This window comes from Flavimobilis sp. BM9 (assembly GCF_058313055.1).
Map to the genome: position 1 here is coordinate 676,886 of NZ_JBZEMO010000001.1, position 18,184 is coordinate 695,069.

The following is an 18,184-nucleotide window of genomic DNA, read 5'->3' on the forward strand; positions in this document are numbered from 1 at the left end:
GGTCGGCCCCCGATCATCTGGAGATCAGCAAGTGAAGAGCGCCGTCGAGAACCTGGAGCCCACCAAGGTCAAGCTGACCGTGGAGGTGGCGTACGACGAGCTCAAGCCGAGCATCGACCACGCCTACGAGCACATCGCCAAGGACGTGACCGTCCCCGGCTTCCGTAAGGGCAAGGTCCCCGCACGCATCATCGACCAGCGTTTCGGTCGTGGCGCGGTCCTCGAGCACGCCATCAACGAGGGCCTGCCGGGCTTCTACTCCGACGCGGTCCGTGAGCACGAGCTCCGCCCGCTCGCGCAGCCGACCGTCGAGGTCACCAAGGTTCCGGACCCCTCCGAGACCGAGGGTGAGCTGCACTTCACGGCCGAGGTCGAGGTCCGCCCGACGCTCGACCTCCCCGAGCTGTCGACCCTGAACATCACGGTCGACGACGTCGAGGTCTCCGACGAGGACGTCGCCGAGCGTCGTGACGCCCTGCGTGAGCGCTTCGGCTCGCTCGTCGGCGTCGACCGCCCGGCCCAGGACGGCGACTTCGTCGTCATCGACATGACCGCGAAGATCGAGGACGAGGAGATCGACTCGATCTCCGGAACGTCCTACCAGATCGGCTCGGGCACGATGCTCGACGGTCTCGACGAGGCGCTGATCGGCCTCTCGGCCGGCGAGTCCACGACCTTCACCTCGCCCCTCGCCGGCGGCGAGCACGAGGGCAAGGACGCGACCATCTCGGTCACGGCCACCTCGGTCAAGACCCGCGAGCTGCCTGAGGCTGACGACGAGTTCGCCCAGCTGGCGTCCGAGTTCGACACGATGGCCGAGCTTGACGAGGACCTGCGCAAGCAGGTCGCGTCCATGAAGACGTCCAACCAGGCGGTCCAGGCGCGCGACGCGCTCCTCGAGGCGCTCAAGGGCGCCATCGAGATCCCGGTCCCGTCCGGCGTCGTCGAGGCCGAGGTCCACCGTCACCTCGAGGGTGAGGGTCGTCTGGAGGACGACGAGCACCGCGCCGAGGTCACCACGGAGGCCACGACCGCCATCACGAACCAGATCCTGCTCGACACCCTCGCCGAGAGCCTCGACGTCAAGGTCGCACAGGGCGAGCTCCTTGAGTACCTGCTCGGTGCCGCGCGCCAGTACGGCATGGACCCGAACGAGTTCATCAAGCAGATCGACGGCTCCGGCCAGATCCCGCAGATCGTCGGAGAGGTCGCCCGTTCGAAGGCCCTCGCCGTCGCGCTGCGCCAGATCGAGGTCAAGGACGCGTCGGGCAACGTCGTCGACCTGTCCGAGTTCATCGGCTCGGACGAGGACGACGCCGCGGTGTCGGCCGTCGAGGAGGCCGCCGAGGCCGCTGCCGAGGAGTCCGAGGAGGCCTGAGCTTCCCCGCACCAGCACGAACACCGCGAAGGCCGCGCCCCGACGGGCGCGGCCTTCGCGGTGCCCGGCCCGGTGCTGCAGAGCATGTGCGCCCAAAGCGAAAAGGGGCCTGCAGCGGGCAGAGACCGCAGGGGTCCCGCGTTAGGGTCGACGAAGGTGAAACCCATACATAGGGAGATGAGCGTGAACGAGCAGATGCCGGTGGCAGCCCGCGGTGACGTGGCAGGCCTAGGCCTGAACGACTCCATCTACAACAGGCTCCTCAAGGAGCGCATCATCTGGCTCGGCTCGGAGGTGCGCGACGAGAACGCCAACGCGATCTGCGCGCAGATGATGCTCCTGGCCGCGGAGGACCCTGAGAAGGACATCTTCCTGTACATCAACTCGCCCGGTGGCTCGATCACGGCAGGCATGGCGATCTACGACACGATGCAGTTCATCCAGCCCGACGTCGCGACCGTCGCGATGGGCATGGCCGCCTCGATGGGGCAGTTCCTGCTCTCCTCGGGCGCCAAGGGCAAGCGCTTCGCGACGCCGCACGCCCGCGTCATGATGCACCAGCCCTCGGGCGGCATCGGCGGCACCGCGACCGACGTCCGCATCAACGCCGAGCTGATCCTCCACATGAAGCGGGTGCTCGCCGAGCTCATCGCCGAGCAGACCGGCAAGACCGTCGAGCAGATCAACCAGGACTCCGACCGCGACCGCTGGTTCACCGCGACCGAGGCCCTCGAGTACGGCTTCATCGACCACGTCGTCACCCACGCCGGTTCCGTCCCTGGCGGCGGCGGCACGGCGAACGCCTGACGCGTCCGCCTCCCACCCCCAGGTCACCGAGCTTCCAGGAGAAACCAGTGAGCATCGAGTCCCAGTACATCTCCACCGCCCAGCGGCTGGCCGGCCCCTACGGTGCCGCGCTCGCCGGAGGCATGGCCCCCGCGGGCCCGTCCAACCGGTACGTGCTCCCCAGCTTCGAGGAGCGCACCCCCTACGGCTTCAAGCGTCAGGACCCGTACGCGAAACTGTTCGAGGACCGCATCATCTTCCTCGGCGTCCAGGTCGACGACGCGTCCGCCGACGACGTCATGGCCCAGCTCCTCGTCCTCGAGAGCCAGGACCCGGACCGTGACATCAACATGTACATCAACTCGCCCGGTGGCTCGTTCACCGCGATGACGGCGATCTACGACACGATGCAGTACATCAAGTCGCAGGTGCAGACCGTCTGCCTCGGCCAGGCGGCTTCCGCTGCGGCCGTGCTGCTCGCCGCCGGCCAGCCGGGCAAGCGTCTCGCCCTGCCGAACGCGCGCGTGCTGATCCACCAGCCTGCAATGGAGGGCGGCGGCTACGCGCAGGCGTCCGACATCGAGATCCACGCCAACGAGCTCATCCGCATGCGCGAGTGGCTCGAGGACACGCTCGCTCTGCACACCGGCAACCCGGTCGAGCAGGTGCGTCAGGACATCGAGCGCGACAAGATCCTCTCGGCACAGCAGGCCGCCGACTACGGGATCGTCGACCAGGTCATGGAGAGCCGGAAGGCGAAGATCCTGCCGAAGGCCTGAACCCACCCGCCGGAGCGTCGGAACTGACATCGGCGCTCCGGTGGTGTGCAATGGACTCGACAGCCGTCACTCGCTCGGAGAGACGGCGCTGAAAGGGGCAAGGCTTTGGCACGCATCGGAGACGGCGCCGACCTGCTCAAGTGCTCCTTCTGCGGGAAGTCGCAGAAGCAGGTCAAGAAGCTCATCGCCGGACCGGGCGTCTACATCTGCGACGAGTGCATCGAGCTGTGCAACGAGATCATCGAGGAGGAGCTCACCGAGTCCGTCGAGACGGGCCTCGCCGAGCTGCCGAAGCCTCGCACGATCTTCGACTTCCTCAGCCAGTACATCGTCGGTCAGGACGCCGCGAAGCGTGCCCTCGCCGTCGCCGTCTACAACCACTACAAGCGCATCCAGGCGGGTCTGAGCGGCAAGCCGACGGCCGACGACGACGACCAGGTCGAGATCGCCAAGTCGAACATCCTGCTCATCGGTCCCACCGGTACGGGCAAGACGTACCTCGCGCAGACGCTCGCGAAGATGCTCAACGTCCCGTTCGCGATCGCCGACGCGACGGCGCTCACCGAGGCCGGCTACGTCGGCGAGGACGTCGAGAACATCCTCCTCAAACTCATCCAGGCCGCTGACTTCGACGTCAAGAAGGCAGAGACGGGCATCATCTACATCGACGAGGTCGACAAGATCGCCCGCAAGTCGGAGAACCCGTCGATCACGCGTGACGTGTCTGGCGAGGGCGTGCAGCAGGCGCTGCTAAAGATCATCGAGGGGACGGTCGCCTCCGTCCCGCCGCAGGGTGGCCGCAAGCACCCGCACCAGGAGTTCATCCAGATCGACACGTCGAACGTCCTGTTCATCGTCGCGGGTGCGTTCGCGGGCCTCGAGGAGATCATCGCGCAGCGCGTGCGCAAGCGCGGCGTCGGCTTCGGTGCGCCCATGGACTCCGACGAGGAAGGCGACCTCTTCGGAGAGGTCCGTCCCGAGGACCTCGTGAAGTTCGGTCTGATCCCCGAGTTCATCGGCCGTCTGCCGGTCGTCACGTCCGTGTCGAAGCTCGACGAGGACGCCCTCGTCAGCATCCTGACCCAGCCGCGCAACGCGCTCGTCAAGCAGTACCGCCGCATGTTCGAGATCGACGGGGTCGAGCTCGAGCTGACCGAGGAAGCGCTCGTGACGATCGCGGCCAAGGCGCTCGAGCGCAAGACCGGTGCCCGCGGCCTGCGAGCGATCCTGGAGGAGACCCTCCAGCCGATCATGTTCGACATCCCCAGCCGCGAGGACATCGACCGCGTCATCGTCGACCGTGACGTCGTGCTCGGTGAGGGAGAACCGCAGTTCGTCATGCGCCCCGACGACCTCCACCGCGAGAAGAGCGCCTGATGGGGGAGCCCGCCCCCGAGCTTCCCGACGAGATCGTCCGTCTGCGCCACTCGATCGACAACATCGACGGCGCGTTGATGTACCTGCTCGCAGAGCGTTTCAAGTGCACCCAGCGCGTCGGAGAGCTCAAGGCGCAGGGCGGCTTGCCCCCGGAAGACCTCGGCCGCGAGACGCAGCAGATCGAGCGCCTCGCGCAGATCGCTGCGAGCGCCGGGCTCGACCCCGTGTTCGCGGAACGCTTCCGCACCTTCGTCGTCACCGAGGTCAAGCGCCGGCACCAGCTCATCGCCGAGCAGGGCGACGGCGAGGCGCCGATCCTCGACATCTACTCCTAGAGCCCGCACCCCGCCCGCCACCGCTCGCTGAGCGATGGCGGGCGTCGTCGTTCCGGCGGAGAGTAGAGGAACGGCCGGCCACCCCGGGCCGGCCACGGCGAAACGAGGGTCGCGATGAAGCTTGACTGGATCCGTCCGCTGCTGGGCCGCAAGGCTCCGTTCACCACCGTGTCGATCGACGTGACGCGCGAGGGTGGCCGAGCAGACCGGGAGGTGGAGGAGCGATGGCGCTCCCTGCACCGGTCGCTCCAGGAGGCAGGCACGCCTATGTCGCTCCTCACGGAGCTTGACGAGGCGCTCGGACGCCCTGTGCGCCGACTCGGAGCCCGTGGCCGCGTCATCGTCGCCACCGACGACGAGGGTATCCTCGTCGACCGTCTCGTCCGGGTCGCACCCGTCACCTCGACCGCCGTCCGCGGACCGGTTCCCGAGCTCCTGCTCGCCTCCTTGTACGGCGACGAGAACGTCGACCACGTCGTCGTGCTCGTCGACCGCAGCGGTGCCGACATCGTGCGAGAGGGCTGGGGGGCCGCTGACGTCGCCTGGCACGCGACCGTCGAGGGCAGCCACGACGAGATCGAGAACGTCCGCGCCGGCGGCACGTCCGAGGGCAGGATCGAGAACCGCGCGACCGACTCGTGGGAGCGCAACGCCGAGGAGGTCGCCGCAGCGCTCGACGGGCTCGTCACCCGTGACGCGCCCGAGGCGATCGTGATCTCAGGCGACAAGCGGGCCGTGAGCCTCATCGAGTCCGCGCTCGGACAGCGGGCGCGTGCCCTCACGGTCGTGGTCCCCGGCGGCAGCCGGAACCCCGGCGCGAAGGAGGACGCGTTCCAGCAGCAGGTCGAGGAGGCGCTCGAGGCGTGCCGTGCCCACCGGCGTGACCGCGTCCTGGAGAGGTTCGACGAGCACCACGGCAAGGGCGGACGCGCCGTGTCCTCGCTCGCTGACGTCGTCGACGTGCTGCGCAAGGGACAGGTCGAGGAGCTGATCGTCTCCGAGGACGTCGCGCAGCAGACGGTCGTCACCGGAAGCGTATGGGTCGGTGACGACCCCTTCGAGATCGCGGTGTCCCGCGGCGAGCTCGAGGACCTCGGCATCGAGAACCTTCGTGAGCTGCCGGCGTCGGTCGCGCTCCTGCGCAGCGCGATCGCGCAGGACGCCGGGCTCACCTTCGCGCCTGCTGAGCGAGCACCGCTCGAGGGAGTAGGTGCGTTGCTGCGCTGGCACGACGAGACGACGCCGCGCGAGGGCCTCGCGAGCCTGTCCCGCCCGACCGCGCCCAAGGCGGGGGCAACCGCCTGAACGGCCCTCTCCACGCGAGCCTGACGGCGCGTGGAGAAGCGAAGGGCGCGGTGCTCACGCACCGCGCCCTTCGCTTCTGTCCGTCGCCGCGGCGACTCAGTCCTCGTCGCCCGGGTGGGCGCGGGTGGGGTCGAGGACCCTCTCGAGGAAGAGTCGCGTGCGCGGCTCCTGCGGGTTGCCGATGACCTCGGCGGGCGGGCCCTGCTCGACGATGACGCCACCGTCGATGAAGACGACGCGATCGGCGACCTCGCGGGCGAACGCCATCTCGTGGGTGACGACCATCATGGTCATGCCGCCCTCCGCGAGCTCGCGCATGACGGCGAGCACGTCGCCCACGAGCTCCGGGTCGAGGGCTGACGTCGGCTCGTCGAACAGCATGAGCTGGGGGTCCATGCTGAGCGCGCGGGCGATCGCGACGCGCTGCTGCTGGCCGCCGGAGAGCTGAGCAGGGTGGGCGGCGCCACGGTCGCCGAGGCCGACGCGCTCGAGATTCTGCAGGGCGATGCGCTCGGCCTCCTCCTTGGAGCGCTTGAGCACCTTGCGCTGCGCGATCGTGCAGTTCTCGAGCACCGTGAGGTGTGCGAAGAGGTTGAAGCCCTGGAACACCATGCCGACGTGCGTACGCACGACGTCGATGTCGACGTCCGGGTCGGTGATCTCCGTGTCGAGCACGACGATCGAACCCGACGTCGCCGTCTCCAGCTGGTTGACGCAGCGCAGCAGCGTCGACTTGCCCGAGCCCGACGGGCCGATGATGCACACGACCTCGCCCTGCTCGACGGTCAGGTCGACGCCCGTGAGCACCTCGCGGGGCCCGTATGACTTGTGCAGGTCGCTGATCTGCACGACCGGCGTCGTGGCGTTCATGCGCGGCTCCTAGCGCCCTTGGCCTCGAGCCTGCGCGCGAGGTATCCCAGCGGGATGGTGATGATGAGGTAGCAGAAGCCCACGACGAAGAGCGCCGTCATGCCGCCGCCTGCCGGGCTCGACAGGGCGTTGGACCCGATCTTCGTGAGCTCGAAGTCGGCTGCTGTGAGCCCGAGTCCGAACACGAGGGCCGTGTCCTTGGTCAGGAGGATGACCTCGTTGGTCATCGGCGGCAGGACGATGCGGAAGGCCTGCGGGATCACGATCGTCACCATCGTGCGCGTGTGGGACATGCCGAGCGATCGCGCCGCCTCGACCTGACCCTTGGGGACGGCCTGCAGACCTGCACGGAGCGTCTCCGCGATGTACGCGGCCGACACCATGCCTAGCCCGATCGCGACCTTGGTGACGACCGAGTCGAACTGGACACCGAACGCGAAGGGCACGCCGAACCCGACGGTGAGGACGAACAGCAGTGCGGGGATGCCCCGGAAGAACTCGACGTAGGCGGTCGCGATCGCGCGGTAGAGCCCCACGGACGACAGCCGCATGAGTGCGAGCAGCGTGCCGAGCGCGATACCCACCGCGAACGCGGCGATCGTGTACGTGACCGTGTTGAGGAACGCCTTGGGCAGCTGCGGCAGGACGGCGCGCGCGGCGTCAGGGTTGAAGATGTTGGTACCGACGTTGTCCCAGTCGATCGCCAGGGCGGCGGCGCCCAGGACGATGACGAGCACCGCATACTGGACGACACGAGAGATCAGCGCTCGGCGGCGCGGACTCAGCCGCGCCCGGGCCGGGGCGGTCCGGGCGGCGGCGGGAGCCGGTGACGTCATGGTGTGCTCAGTCCTCAGCCGGGGCGAAGCCGAAGCGCTCGGTGTGGATCTTGGCCCACGTGCCGTCCGACTTCACGCGGGCGAGCGTCGCGTTGACCTTCTCCAGGAGGGCGGTGTTGCCCTTCTTCACGGCGATGCCGTAGACGTCGTCGGTCGGGAGCGTCGCCGTGATCGTGAGCTCGTCGCTCTCGTACGTGCCGAGGACGGCATAGTCGTTGATGACCGCGTCGACCTGGCCGGTCTTCAACGCCTGGATCTGGAGCCCGAGGTCGTCGAACTGGACGCCCGTGAGGCCCTTGTCTGCCACCCAGGTGTCGCCGACGGTGGCCTTCTGGACGCCGATCTTCTTGCCCGCGAGGTCTGCCTCGGTGGCGATGGTGGAGCCCGCCTTGACGAGGAGGCCGAGGTCTGCGGCGAAGTACGGCTCCGAGAAGTCGATGTTGGCCTTGCGTCCCTCGGTGATCGACATGCCGGTCGCGACGACGTCGCACTGGCTCGTGTTGAGGGCCGCACCCGACTCCATGGCGTCGAAGCCGACGTTGAGGACCTTCTGCTCGACGCCGAGGTCCTTCGCGATCTCCCCGGTGAGGTCCATGTCGAGGCCGACGATCTGGTCGCCCTCGATGAACTCGAACGGCTCGAACGGCGGGTTGGTGCACACCGTGAGCACGTCGCCCTTGACGAGCGCGACGGCGGGAGCGCCCGACGCGTCGGTCGCGGTGGTGGTGGGCGACTCGGTCGAGGAGCAGCCGGTGAGCACGAGGGCGCCGACGGCGAGAGCGGGGACGAGGTGCTTGAGGGAGGTCATGAGCGTCCTGACGTCTGATCGTGAATGATTATTCCGAGCACATCATACATATACGACCGAGACGTGAGACATGGTCCCGAGTGCCTGTGTGAGGCGATCCACATGTGGTACCCCCGCGGCGTCACCCGTAGATCGCGTCCACCTGGTCTGCGAAGTCCTTGAGCACGAGCGAGCGCTTCACCTTCAGCGACGGCGTCAGATAGCCGTTCGCCTCCGTGAAGTCCGTCGTCAGGACCCTCACCTTGCGGATCGACTCCGCACGCGAGACTGCCTTGTTCGCCCGCTCGGCCGCGCGGTGCATCGCCGCGAGCACCTCCGGGTGCTCCGCAGCCTCGGAGACCGACATGACCGGAAGTCCGTGCGACGCCAGCCATCCCGGCAGCATCTCGGCGTCGAGCGTCACGAGCGCCGCGATGAACGGGCGCTGGTCGCCCACGACCACGCACTGGCTCACGAGCGGGTGGCCACGGAAGCGGTCCTCGAGCACCGCCGGAGCGACGTTCTTCCCGCCGGCGGTGATGATGATCTCCTTCTTGCGGCCCGTGATCTGCAGGAAGCCGTCGTCGTCGATCGTGCCGAGGTCGCCCGTGCGGAACCAGCCGTCAGACAGCGCCTCCGCGGTCGCCGCGGGGTTGTTCCGGTAGCCGCGGAACACGTGCGGACCCTTGACGAGGACCTCACCGTCGTCGTCGATCCTCAGGCTCGTCCCCGCGAACGCAGGACCGACCGTCCCGACCTTGATGCGGTCCGGACGGTTGACCGCCGTCGGCGCCGTCGTCTCGGTGAGCCCGTAGCCCTCGAGGATCGTCAGGCCGATGCCGCGGTAGAAGTGCCCGAGGCGCTCGCCGAGCGGCGCACCACCCGAGATCGCATACCTCGCCTGACCGCCGAGGGCCGCACGCAGCTTCGAGAAGAGCAGGGCGCTCGCGACCTGGTGCTGCGCCTTGAGCACGACGGACGGGCCCTGCGGCGTGTCCCATGCGCGCGACGTCTGGATCGCGACCTTCGCCGCCCACCGGAACAGCTTCAGGCGCGCACCCGAGCCGGCCTTCTGCTCCGACGCGTTGTAGACCTTCTCGAACACGCGCGGCACCGCGAGCAGATAGGTCGGCTTGAACGTGCTCAGGTCAGGCAGCAGGTTGCGCGTGTCAGGCGTGTGGCCCAGCACCGAGCCCGACGTGATCGCGACGATCTGGATGTACCGCGCGAACACGTGCGCGAGCGGCAGGAACAGCAAGGTGCGAGAGCCCGGCACGGTGCACACCTGCGGCAGCGAGCGGATGCCGTTGCGCGCCAGGTACGCGAAGCTCCAGTGCGTCATCTCGGCGCCCTTCGGGCGGCCGGTCGTCCCCGACGTGTAGATGATCGTCGCGAGGTCGTCGCCACGGACCGCTTCGGTCCGCGCCGCGACGACCGCGTCGTCGACCCCCGCGCCCGCGCGGCGCAGGTCCTCGATCGCGTCGTTCTCGAGGACGAGGACCTCGCGCAGCTCGGGGAGGTCCGTGCGGGCCTCGTCGACGAGCGACGCGTGCGCCGACGACTCCACCACGGCGACGCTCACGCCCGCGTCCGAGCAGATCCACCGGACCTGGTCCGCCGAGCTCGTCTCGTAGACGGGCACCGGCACGGCACCCGCCGCCCAGCACGCAAAGTCGAGGAGCGTCCACTCATAGCGGGTGCGCGACATGATCGCGACGCGGTCGCCCGCCTCGACACCCTTCGCGACGAGCCCCTTCGCCACCTCGACGACCTCGTCGGCGAAGCGCTGCGCAGTCACGGGGATCCACCCGCCGGCAAGGCCCGCCTTCCGCTCGATCAGCACGCCGCCCGGGTTCGCTGCGACACGCAGCGCCAGGATCGTGCAGAGCGACGAGCCCTCGGGCACGTCGACGAGGTCGGGGGAGGAAGTCTCACGCATGAGGGGCCTTTCGTGACGTCCCTGAGGCGTCGGGCGTGGCGTCGTCGGCGGCGCCACCGACGTCCGGGTGGCGGGGACGCGCTCGCGCCCCCGCCCGGGTAGGTGGTGTGCTGCTCAGCCGCGCGGCTTGCGCGCCTCGGCCTCGCCGAGCTCCGAGCGGACGACGACGAGGCCGCCCTGGACGTTCGGGTCACCCTGGCCCTCGGACGCCTCGACGAGCACGAGCTCGCCCGTGACGCGACCCGCACCGCGGACGTCGACGACCGCGGACTCGACCGCGGCGAGAGCGGTCGCCGGCACGGCGAGCTCCGCGAGGAGGATCGGCGTCCGCATCGAGACCTTCGCCTCGGACTTGATCTTGCGCAGCGCGGCGAGAGCGTTGCCAGCGGCCGTCAGGTCCTCGAAGCGAGCGTCACCTGCAGCGACGCGCAGGCCGCCCGAGACGGGCCACGGAGCACGGTGCACCGAACCGGTGCGCCACCACGACCAGACCTCCTCGGTCGCGAACGGCAGCACCGGAGCGAACAGGCGCAGCAACGTGTCGAGCGCGAGGGCGAGCGCCACGCGCGCCGACTGCGTCTCGGCCGACACGTCCTCGCCACCGCCGCCGTAGGCGCGGTCCTTGACGAGCTCGAGGTAGTCGTCGCAGAACGTCCAGAAGAACGTCTCCGAGATCTCCAGGGCGCGCGTGTGGTCGTACGCCTCGAGCGCCTCGGTCGCGGCGTCGACCACGTCAGCGAGGCCCGCGAGCATCGCGCGGTCGAGCGGCACGGTCACGAGGCTCGGGTCGAGACGAACCTCGCCCTCGCCTGCGAACGACAGCGCGAACTTCGACGCGTTGAGAATCTTGATCGCGAGACGCCGGCCGATCTTCATCTGACCGACCTCGAACGCCGCATCGGTGCCCAGACGCGCGGACGCCGCCCAGTAGCGCACCGCGTCAGAGCCGTGCTCCTCGAGCAGGCCCATCGGCGTGACGACGTTGCCCTTCGACTTCGACATCTTCTTGCGGTCCGGGTCGAGGATCCACCCGGAGATCGCCGCGTCGGTCCACGGCAGCGAACCGTGCTCGAGGTGCGAGCGCACGACCGTCGAGAACAGCCACGTCCGGATGATGTCCTGGCCCTGCGGGCGCAGGTTCATCGGGAAGACACGCTCGAACAGGTCTGTGTCGTCGAGCCAGCCACCGGCGATCTGCGGGGTGAGCGAGCTCGTCGCCCACGTGTCCATGATGTCGGGGTCGCCCACGAAGCCGTTCGCCTGGCCCCGCTGCTCGGCGGAGTAGCCCGGCGGGACGTCGGACGACGGGTCGATCGGCAGCGTCGCCTCGTCGGGGACGATCGGGGAGTCCCACACGGGCTCGCCCTCGGCGTCCACGGGATACCAGACCGGGATCGGCACGCCGAAGAAGCGCTGGCGCGAGACGAGCCAGTCGCCGTTGAGGCCGCCGACCCAGTTCGAGTAGCGCACCGCCATGAACTCAGGGTGGAACTTGAGCTCGTCACCACGCGCGAGCAGCGCCGCGTTGAGGTCCGCGTCGCGGCCACCGTTGCGGATGTACCACTGGCGGCTCGTGACGATCTCGAGCGGCTTGTCGCCCTTCTCGAAGAAGTTCGTCTTGCGACGCGTCGGGACGGGCTCGCCCGCGAGGTCGCCCGACTCCGTGAGCGCCTCGACGATCGCGGTGCGCGCGGAGAACGTCGTCTTGCCGGCGATCTCCTCGAACAGCGCGACACCCCGCTCAGAGCTGATCCATGCGGGGACCTCACGCGTGAGGCGGCCGTCACGGTTCAGGATCGACCGGGTCGGCAGCTGCAGCTCACGCCACCACTGCACGTCCGTCAGGTCGCCGAACGTGCAGCACATCGCGATGCCTGCACCCTTGTCCGGCTCAGCCGCCGGGTGCGCGAGGACCGGCACCTCGACGTCGAACAGCGGGGACCTGACGGTCGTGCCGAAGAGGTCCTTGTAGCGCTCGTCGTCCGGGTGCGCGATGAGCGCGACGCACGCGGGCAGCAGCTCGGGGCGCGTCGTCTCGATCTGGACGGCGCTGCCGTCAGCCGCGTGGAAGTCGACCTTGTGGAAGTGGCCCGGGTAGTCGCGAGCCTCGAGCTCCGCCTGCGCCACGGCCGTCTGGAACGTCACGTCCCACAGTCCCGGCGCCTCCGCCTGGTACGCCTCACCGCGCGCGAGGTTCCGCAGGAACGCCGTCTGCGCGGTCGCCTGGGCCCGCTTGCCGATCGTCTGGTAGTGGTGCGACCAGTCGACCGAGAGCCCGAGGTGGCGCCACAGCGCCTCGAACTGCTTCTCGTCCTCGGCCGTCAGCCGCTCGCACAGCTCGACGAAGTTCTTGCGGCCGATCGGCTGCTGGTCCGCAGCCTTGACGCTCTTGCCCTCAGCGCCCTCGAACGGCGGCACGAAGTTCTCGATGTACGGGAGGGACGGGTCGCAGCGCACGCCGTAGTAGTTCTGCACGCGACGCTCGGTCGGCAGCCCGTTGTCGTCCCAGCCCATCGGGTAGAACACGGACTTGCCACGCATGCGCTGGAAGCGCGCGACGACGTCGGTGTGCGTGTAGGAGAACACGTGGCCGACGTGCAGCGAGCCCGAGACCGTCGGCGGGGGCGTGTCGATCGAGTAGACGTCCGCGCGCTCCGCCGTGCGGTCGAACGCGTACGTGCCCTCGGCGGCCCAGCGCTCGTCGAGCTTCGTCTCGAGACCGTCGAGGCTGACCTTGTCCGGTACCTCGCCGACGGAGGCGGTGATCACGCCGTGCTGCATGCCCGTGACGGGCGTCGACTCAGGTCCGGTGGTCTCGGGGGTGCTCATGAGAACCCATGATCCCAGATCCGGGGGGCTGGTGGGCAACTCTGCACGAGCGAGGCGCGCCGAGGCGTCGGCGCATCGTGCCGGGGCACGTGTCGGGGTCGGCGGCTAGGCTCGGCTCATGGACCTGACCATCGGCTACGCCGCCATGCTCGAGCAGTTCCACCCCACCGAGATCATCGAGCTGTCCGCGTACGCGGAGTCGCTCGGATTCTCCGGTGTCATGGCTGCCGACCACTTCCAGCCGTGGGTTCCGCAGCAGGGTCAGAGCGCGTTCGTGTGGAACGTGCTCTCGGCGCTCGGCGAGCGTACGCGCGGGGACATCGGGCCCGGCGTGACGGCGCCGACGTTCCGCTGGCACCCGGCGATGGTCGCGCAGGCGAGCGCGACGCTCGCCGCGATGTACCCGGGACGGCACTGGCTGGGACTCGGCTCGGGGGAGGCGCTCAACGAGCACATCGTCGGCCAGTACTGGCCTGAGGCGCCCGAGCGGATCAACCGCATGTTCGAGGCGATCGAGATCATCAAGAAGCTCTTCACGGCGTCGCTCGCGGGCAAGGACACGAAGCACTCGGGCCAGTTCTACAAGCTCGAGTCGACGCGCCTGTGGACCATGCCGGATGTCCCGCCGGAGATCCTCGTCGCGACCGCCGGCCCGGTGACGGCGAAGCGCGCGGGCAAGTACGCGGACGGGCTCATCACGGTGGGCGCGCCGCTCGAGAAGATCTCGATGCTGTTCGGCAAGTTCGACGACGGCGCGCGCGAGTCAGGCCGTGACCCGGAGTCGATGCCGAAGGTGCTGCAGATCCACCTGTCCTGGGCACCGACCGACGAGGAGGCGCTCGCGAACGCGATGACGGAGTGGCCGAACGGCGGCATGAAGTTCCCGAAGGCGGACATCCGATCGCCGTTCGAGTTCGAGCAGATCGCCCGGCTGGTGCGGCCCGAGGACTTCGAGGGCCGCATGGTCATCTCGTCCGACCCGGACGTGCACCGCGCGAACATCCAGAAGTACGTCGACCTGGGCTTCGACCGCATCTACCTGCACAACGTGGGCCGCAACCAGCGCGAGTGGATCGACGTGTTCGCCAAGGACGTGCTGCCCAAGCTGTCGCGGTGAGCCACGCGGACGGCGCGGGCTTCCGCGTCTGGGCGCCCGATGGCATACCTGAGGTCACCACCGGAGACGACCTCGCGGCGATCGTCGCGTCAGCGTGCCCGGACCTCGCGGACGGTGACGTCGTCGTCGTCGCGAGCAAGATCGTGTCGAAGGCCGAGGGGCGCGTCGTCGCGGCCGACGACCGGGAGGACGCGATCACCGCGGAGACCGTGCGCGTCGTCGCGACGCGCGAGCGGCCGGGTGGCCCGCCGCTGCGCATCGTCGAGAACCGGCTCGGGCTCGTCATGGCGGCGGCCGGCGTCGACGCGTCCAACACGCCCGAGGGCACGGTCCTCCTGCTCCCGCTCGACCCGGACGCGTCCGCAGCGAGGCTGCGCGCCGCGCTGCACGCCTGCCTCGCCGTCCGCGTCGGCGTGGTCGTGACGGACACGGCCGGGCGCGTGTGGCGCGACGGCCTCGTCGACCTCGCGATCGGTGCGGCAGGCGTGCGCGTCGTCGAGGACGAGCGCGGCCGCCGCGACAGCGCGGGCCGCGAGCTGGGGATGACCGTGCGCGCCGTCGCCGACGAGATCGCCGCGGCCGCAGACCTCGCCAAGGGCAAGGTCACAGGACGTCCCGTCGCGATCGTCCGTGGTCTCGGCCACCTCGTCACGGACGACGACGGCCCGGGAGCCCGCGTCCTGCCGCGCCTCGGGGCGGACGACCTGTTCGCCGAAGGGACGGCCGAGGCATACGCGCGCGGGCTTGCGGACGGTCGCGCCGTCGCCAGAGCGGGTGACGCGGACGCCCCGAGCTAGCGCCGCACCCCCGGAGTGTCGGGCGCTGGCCCTACGCTGCGGGGCATGGACCTGCACGTTCACCGGTACGGCAACCCGCAAGCTCCCCGCATGCTGCTCCTGCACGGGATGACGGAGGACGGCACCACCTGGCCGGACCTCGTCGAGCGGTGGGGTGCGGCATGGGACCTCGTGGCGGTCGACCTGCGCGGGCACGGCCGCTCGCCCCGTCTCACGCAGGACGAGCGACCGCGGGCGACGGAGGTCATGCTCGACGACGTCGTCGCGCTCCTCGACGAGCAGCCGGCCCCGGTCGTCCTCCTGGGGCACTCGCTCGGGGGAAACCTTGCCCTCCGGGCGGCGCTCCGGCGCCCCGGGGCGGTGCGCGCCCTCGTCCTCGAGGACCCGACGTCGCCTCTGGACCCCTCGGACACGGAACGCTTCGTGGCGGGGAACCTCGCGTTCCTGGACGCGATGGCCGACCGGGACGGTCAGGTGGAGCGGATGCGCGCGCAGACGCGCTGGAGCCATGCCGAGATCGACGCGTGGGCCGACTCGAAGGCGCGGGTGGACCGCGAGGCAGTGACCGGCGGACTCGCTGTCCGCGGTGAGTGGGACGCGCTGTGGGACACGGTCGCTGTGCCCACGCTCGTCGTGGTCCCTCCGGGGCCCACGATGAGCCCTGCCGCTCCTCGCAGCCCGCTCGTCCGTCGTGTGGTGGTTCCGGGGGCGGGGCACTGCGTGCGCCGGGACGAGCCGGAGGCCTTCTGCTCGGCCGTCGAGGACTTCCTCGCGGCGCTGTGAGCGGACGAGAAGGTCTCCGGCTCGTACGGGTTCGTCACCCGCGTGCGCTGCTCCTCGAGGGAGCGGCAGAGCGGGTGCCCGGAACCGTGAGCGGCTGGGGGAGCCGCAGCGCACGGACGCCACCCGCAGGGACGACGCACGCGCGCTCGAGCGTGTCGCCTGTCAGGAGGTCCGTCCCGTGGCTGTCGAGCGCGAGCTCGTGGTCGACGGAGGTGTGGTTGACCGCGACGAGGTAGTCCGCGTCGTCGCCGTGCCGACGCATGACCTCGAGGCCCTCAGGGCGTCCGGGGCCGTCGATCCCCGCGTCGAGGTAGACCGGGGCGAGCACCGTCGCGAGCGCGTCGACGTCGAGCCTCGTGGAGACGTACCAACCGACGCCCTCGCCGAGCCTGTGGCGTGTCACGGCGGCGCCGCCCGGCTTGGGGCCGTCGACGTAGGTCCCGACGACGGTGGCGCCCTCGACCGCGACGTCGTCGGCCCAGACGTCGCCGGTCATGACCCCCGTGAGGCCCGGCGCGGACGTGCCGCCGTCGAGCGCGACCTGCAGCGTCTCGCCTTCGCGTAGAGGGAGGAACTCCTCGACCGTGACGCCGAGAGCGCGGCGCAGGGGAGCGAGGAAGCCGCCCGGGTGGACGGCGTCGTTCTCGTCGACGATCCCAGAGAAGAACGAGACGAGAAGCGTGCCGCCCCCCTCGACGTACGCCGTGAGGTTGGCGGCGTCGTCCGCGGTCAGGAGGTAGGACGACGGCGCGACGACCAGGCGGTACCTGGAGAGGTCCTGGCTCGGGTGGGCGAAGTCGACGGCCACGCCGTCGCGCCAGAACCGGTCGTAGAACGTCGTGATGCGTTCGAGCGCGTCGACGTCCACGGACGGGCGCCACTCGAGGCCTTGCGCCCACATCGACTCCTGGTCCCAGAGGATCGCGACGTCCGCGCGGACGCGCGAGCCTCGGACCTCTGCGAGCGACGCCAGCTCGGCGCCGAGGCCGACGACCTCGTGCCACACACGGCTCGTCGTGCCCGCGTGCGGCACCATCGCGCCGTGGAACTTCTCAGCGCCGGAGCGGGAGGCGCGCCACTGGAAGAACATGATGGCGTCGGCGCCGCGCCCGAGGTGGGAGAACGCGTTGCGGCGCATCTCGCCAGGGCGCTTCGCCACGTTGCGGGGCTGCCAGTTGACGCCGGAGGGTGAGTGCTCCAGGAGCATCCAGGGCTTGCCGCCCGCCACGGACCTCGTGAGGTCCGCGGCGAGCGCCAGCCCGACCTCGCCGCGGGGGTCGGCGGCGGTCAGGTAGTGGTCGTTCGAGACGATGTCGACCTCGCGGCCCCACGCCCAGAGGTCGGTCGCGGGGCACGACGCCGCCATGAAGTTGGTCGTGACGGGCAGGTCGGAGTGCGCGCGGATCGCGTCGCGCTCGGCGGTGAAGCACGCGAGGAGCGCGTCGTTCGTGAACCGGGCGAAGTCGAGGCGCTGCGCCGGGTTGGCGACGGTCGGCGTCGCGGCGGGGACGCCGACGTGGTCCCAGGCGCCGTAGACCTGGCCCCAGAACCGTGTTCCCCACGCGGCGTTCAGCGCGTCGAGCGTGCCGTAGCGCCGCTCGAGCCAGGCCCGGAACGCGGTGGTGCTCGCGGGCGAGTAGTCCTCGGAGACGGGCGCGCCGTACTCGTTGTGGACGTGCCACAGCACGACGGCGGGGTGGGCGTGGTAGCGCTCCGCGAGCCGGTCGGCGATGCGCACCGCCGCCTGACGGTAGGCGGGGTGCGACGGTGCGGCCATGCCGCGCGACCCGAACCCCAGCGTGGTCCCGTCGCGCGTCACGACGCGCGCGTCGGGGTAGGTGTGGAAGAACCAAGCCGGCGGTGACGCCGTGGGCGTGCCGAGGTCTGCGTGGATCCCGTGGGCGTGGAGCAGGTCGAGCAGCCTGTCCAGCCAGTCGAAGTCGTACTCGCCTTCCCTCGGCTCGAGCAGGGCCCAGCTCCAGATGCCGATGCTCACGAGGTTCACCCCGGCCTGGCGCATGAGTGCCACGTCCTCGTGCCAGACCTCCTCGGGCCACTGCTCGGGGTTGTAGTCACCTCCGTAGCAGATCTGCCCGACGCCGGGCAGCCAGCCGTCGTAGGCGGGGCCCATGTCCGGGTAGTGGTTCGAGGTCATGTCGCTCCTTCGGTGCATTCCTGTGCACGATCACAGTCGTCATTGGCCGCGCAGACCTAGATAACACTACGGTGAACGCTGTTGACAAGTGTTCGGGTGTGAGCGCTACTG

15 protein-coding genes are annotated in these 18,184 nt (G+C 69.8%); 9 read left to right on the plus strand and 6 right to left on the minus strand.

The window, feature by feature from the left end; translation table 11 throughout:
* The first annotated feature begins 31 nt into the window (after positions 1-31).
* The 6 genes from tig to AC4F3Q_RS03070 all read left to right on the plus strand — a co-directional run bounded on the left by tig (position 32) and on the right by AC4F3Q_RS03070 (position 5,960).
* Positions 32-1,378 (plus strand): trigger factor, encoded by a 1,347-nt coding sequence (tig, locus tag AC4F3Q_RS03045; RefSeq protein ID WP_491038671.1) that lies wholly within the window; start codon positions 32-34, stop codon positions 1,376-1,378.
* A 177-nt stretch (positions 1,379-1,555) separates the two neighbouring features.
* Positions 1,556-2,185 (plus strand): ATP-dependent Clp protease proteolytic subunit, encoded by a 630-nt coding sequence (locus AC4F3Q_RS03050; protein WP_286189126.1) that lies wholly within the window; start codon positions 1,556-1,558, stop codon positions 2,183-2,185.
* A 47-nt stretch (positions 2,186-2,232) separates the two neighbouring features.
* Complete coding sequence (locus AC4F3Q_RS03055) at positions 2,233-2,943, plus strand: ATP-dependent Clp protease proteolytic subunit (protein ID WP_350308680.1); 711 nt, start codon at positions 2,233-2,235, stop codon at positions 2,941-2,943.
* A gap of 105 nt (positions 2,944-3,048) precedes the next feature.
* On the plus strand, positions 3,049-4,320 hold the full coding sequence (gene clpX / locus AC4F3Q_RS03060) for an ATP-dependent Clp protease ATP-binding subunit ClpX (RefSeq protein ID WP_168445973.1): 1,272 nt from the start codon (positions 3,049-3,051) through the stop codon (positions 4,318-4,320).
* Entirely contained in the window at positions 4,320-4,655 is a 336-nt protein-coding gene (locus tag AC4F3Q_RS03065) for a chorismate mutase (RefSeq protein ID WP_491038672.1), read from the plus strand. The genes clpX and AC4F3Q_RS03065 overlap by 1 nt, the downstream gene beginning before the upstream one ends.
* Before the next feature lie 114 nt (positions 4,656-4,769).
* Entirely contained in the window at positions 4,770-5,960 is a 1,191-nt protein-coding gene (locus AC4F3Q_RS03070; RefSeq protein WP_491038673.1) for a baeRF2 domain-containing protein, read from the plus strand.
* 96 nt (positions 5,961-6,056) lie between these two features.
* Here AC4F3Q_RS03070 and AC4F3Q_RS03075 read toward each other — a convergent pair whose 3' ends face one another.
* The 5 genes from AC4F3Q_RS03075 to valS form a co-directional block, all read right to left on the minus strand.
* Positions 6,057-6,830 (minus strand): amino acid ABC transporter ATP-binding protein, encoded by a 774-nt coding sequence (locus AC4F3Q_RS03075; RefSeq protein WP_168445970.1) that lies wholly within the window; start codon positions 6,828-6,830, stop codon positions 6,057-6,059.
* Positions 6,827-7,666: an amino acid ABC transporter permease gene (locus AC4F3Q_RS03080; protein ID WP_491038674.1), complete on the minus strand. Its 840-nt coding sequence runs from the start codon at positions 7,664-7,666 to the stop codon at positions 6,827-6,829. Before AC4F3Q_RS03080 ends, AC4F3Q_RS03075 begins: the two co-directional genes overlap by 4 nt.
* Before the next feature lie 7 nt (positions 7,667-7,673).
* Complete coding sequence (locus AC4F3Q_RS03085; protein ID WP_491038675.1) at positions 7,674-8,474, minus strand: transporter substrate-binding domain-containing protein; 801 nt, start codon at positions 8,472-8,474, stop codon at positions 7,674-7,676.
* Positions 8,475-8,595: 121 nt separating this feature from the next.
* Positions 8,596-10,392, minus strand: a complete 1,797-nt coding sequence (locus tag AC4F3Q_RS03090; protein ID WP_491038676.1) for an AMP-dependent synthetase/ligase — start codon at positions 10,390-10,392, stop codon at positions 8,596-8,598.
* Positions 10,393-10,506: 114 nt separating this feature from the next.
* Positions 10,507-13,221, minus strand: coding sequence for a valine--tRNA ligase (gene valS, locus AC4F3Q_RS03095; protein WP_491038677.1), 2,715 nt, complete (start codon positions 13,219-13,221; stop codon positions 10,507-10,509).
* A gap of 118 nt (positions 13,222-13,339) precedes the next feature.
* On the opposite strand from valS, the gene AC4F3Q_RS03100 reads away from it, so the two are divergent.
* The 3 genes from AC4F3Q_RS03100 to AC4F3Q_RS03110 are packed head-to-tail and all read left to right on the plus strand — an operon-like array spanning position 13,340 to position 15,918.
* Positions 13,340-14,338 carry a TIGR03557 family F420-dependent LLM class oxidoreductase gene (locus AC4F3Q_RS03100; RefSeq protein WP_491038678.1) on the plus strand — a complete coding sequence of 333 codons (999 nt, stop codon included), beginning with the start codon at positions 13,340-13,342 and terminating at the stop codon, positions 14,336-14,338.
* Positions 14,335-15,135, plus strand: coding sequence for a coenzyme F420-0:L-glutamate ligase (gene cofE / locus AC4F3Q_RS03105; protein WP_491038679.1), 801 nt, complete (start codon positions 14,335-14,337; stop codon positions 15,133-15,135). Before AC4F3Q_RS03100 ends, cofE begins: the two co-directional genes overlap by 4 nt.
* Positions 15,136-15,180: 45 nt before the next feature.
* Positions 15,181-15,918: an alpha/beta fold hydrolase gene (locus AC4F3Q_RS03110; RefSeq protein WP_491038680.1), complete on the plus strand. Its 738-nt coding sequence runs from the start codon at positions 15,181-15,183 to the stop codon at positions 15,916-15,918.
* Positions 15,919-15,952: 34 nt separating this feature from the next.
* On the opposite strand, the gene AC4F3Q_RS03115 is transcribed toward AC4F3Q_RS03110, so the two are convergent.
* The gene (locus AC4F3Q_RS03115; RefSeq protein ID WP_491038681.1) at positions 15,953-18,073 is read right to left on the minus strand and encodes a beta-galactosidase; all 2,121 of its coding nucleotides are present in this window, start codon (positions 18,071-18,073) and stop codon (positions 15,953-15,955) included.
* Positions 18,074-18,184 lie beyond the last annotated feature (111 nt).

Excerpts from the sequence above, each read along its gene's own strand:
- AC4F3Q_RS03050 (WP_286189126.1), top strand. The coding sequence starts at position 1,556 with ATGAGCGTGAACGAGCAGATGCCGGTGGCAGCCCGCGGTGACGTGGCA.
- AC4F3Q_RS03065 (WP_491038672.1), top strand. The coding sequence starts at position 4,320 with ATGGGGGAGCCCGCCCCCGAGCTTCCCGACGAGATCGTCCGTCTGCGC.
- AC4F3Q_RS03070 (WP_491038673.1), top strand. The coding sequence starts at position 4,770 with ATGAAGCTTGACTGGATCCGTCCGCTGCTGGGCCGCAAGGCTCCGTTC.
- AC4F3Q_RS03075 (WP_168445970.1), bottom strand. The coding sequence starts at position 6,830 with ATGAACGCCACGACGCCGGTCGTGCAGATCAGCGACCTGCACAAGTCA.
- AC4F3Q_RS03080 (WP_491038674.1), bottom strand. The coding sequence starts at position 7,666 with ATGACGTCACCGGCTCCCGCCGCCGCCCGGACCGCCCCGGCCCGGGCG.
- AC4F3Q_RS03085 (WP_491038675.1), bottom strand. The coding sequence starts at position 8,474 with ATGACCTCCCTCAAGCACCTCGTCCCCGCTCTCGCCGTCGGCGCCCTC.
- AC4F3Q_RS03090 (WP_491038676.1), bottom strand. The coding sequence starts at position 10,392 with ATGCGTGAGACTTCCTCCCCCGACCTCGTCGACGTGCCCGAGGGCTCG.
- valS (WP_491038677.1), bottom strand. The coding sequence starts at position 13,221 with ATGAGCACCCCCGAGACCACCGGACCTGAGTCGACGCCCGTCACGGGC.
- AC4F3Q_RS03100 (WP_491038678.1), top strand. The coding sequence starts at position 13,340 with ATGGACCTGACCATCGGCTACGCCGCCATGCTCGAGCAGTTCCACCCC.
- AC4F3Q_RS03110 (WP_491038680.1), top strand. The coding sequence starts at position 15,181 with ATGGACCTGCACGTTCACCGGTACGGCAACCCGCAAGCTCCCCGCATG.
- AC4F3Q_RS03115 (WP_491038681.1), bottom strand. The coding sequence starts at position 18,073 with ATGACCTCGAACCACTACCCGGACATGGGCCCCGCCTACGACGGCTGG.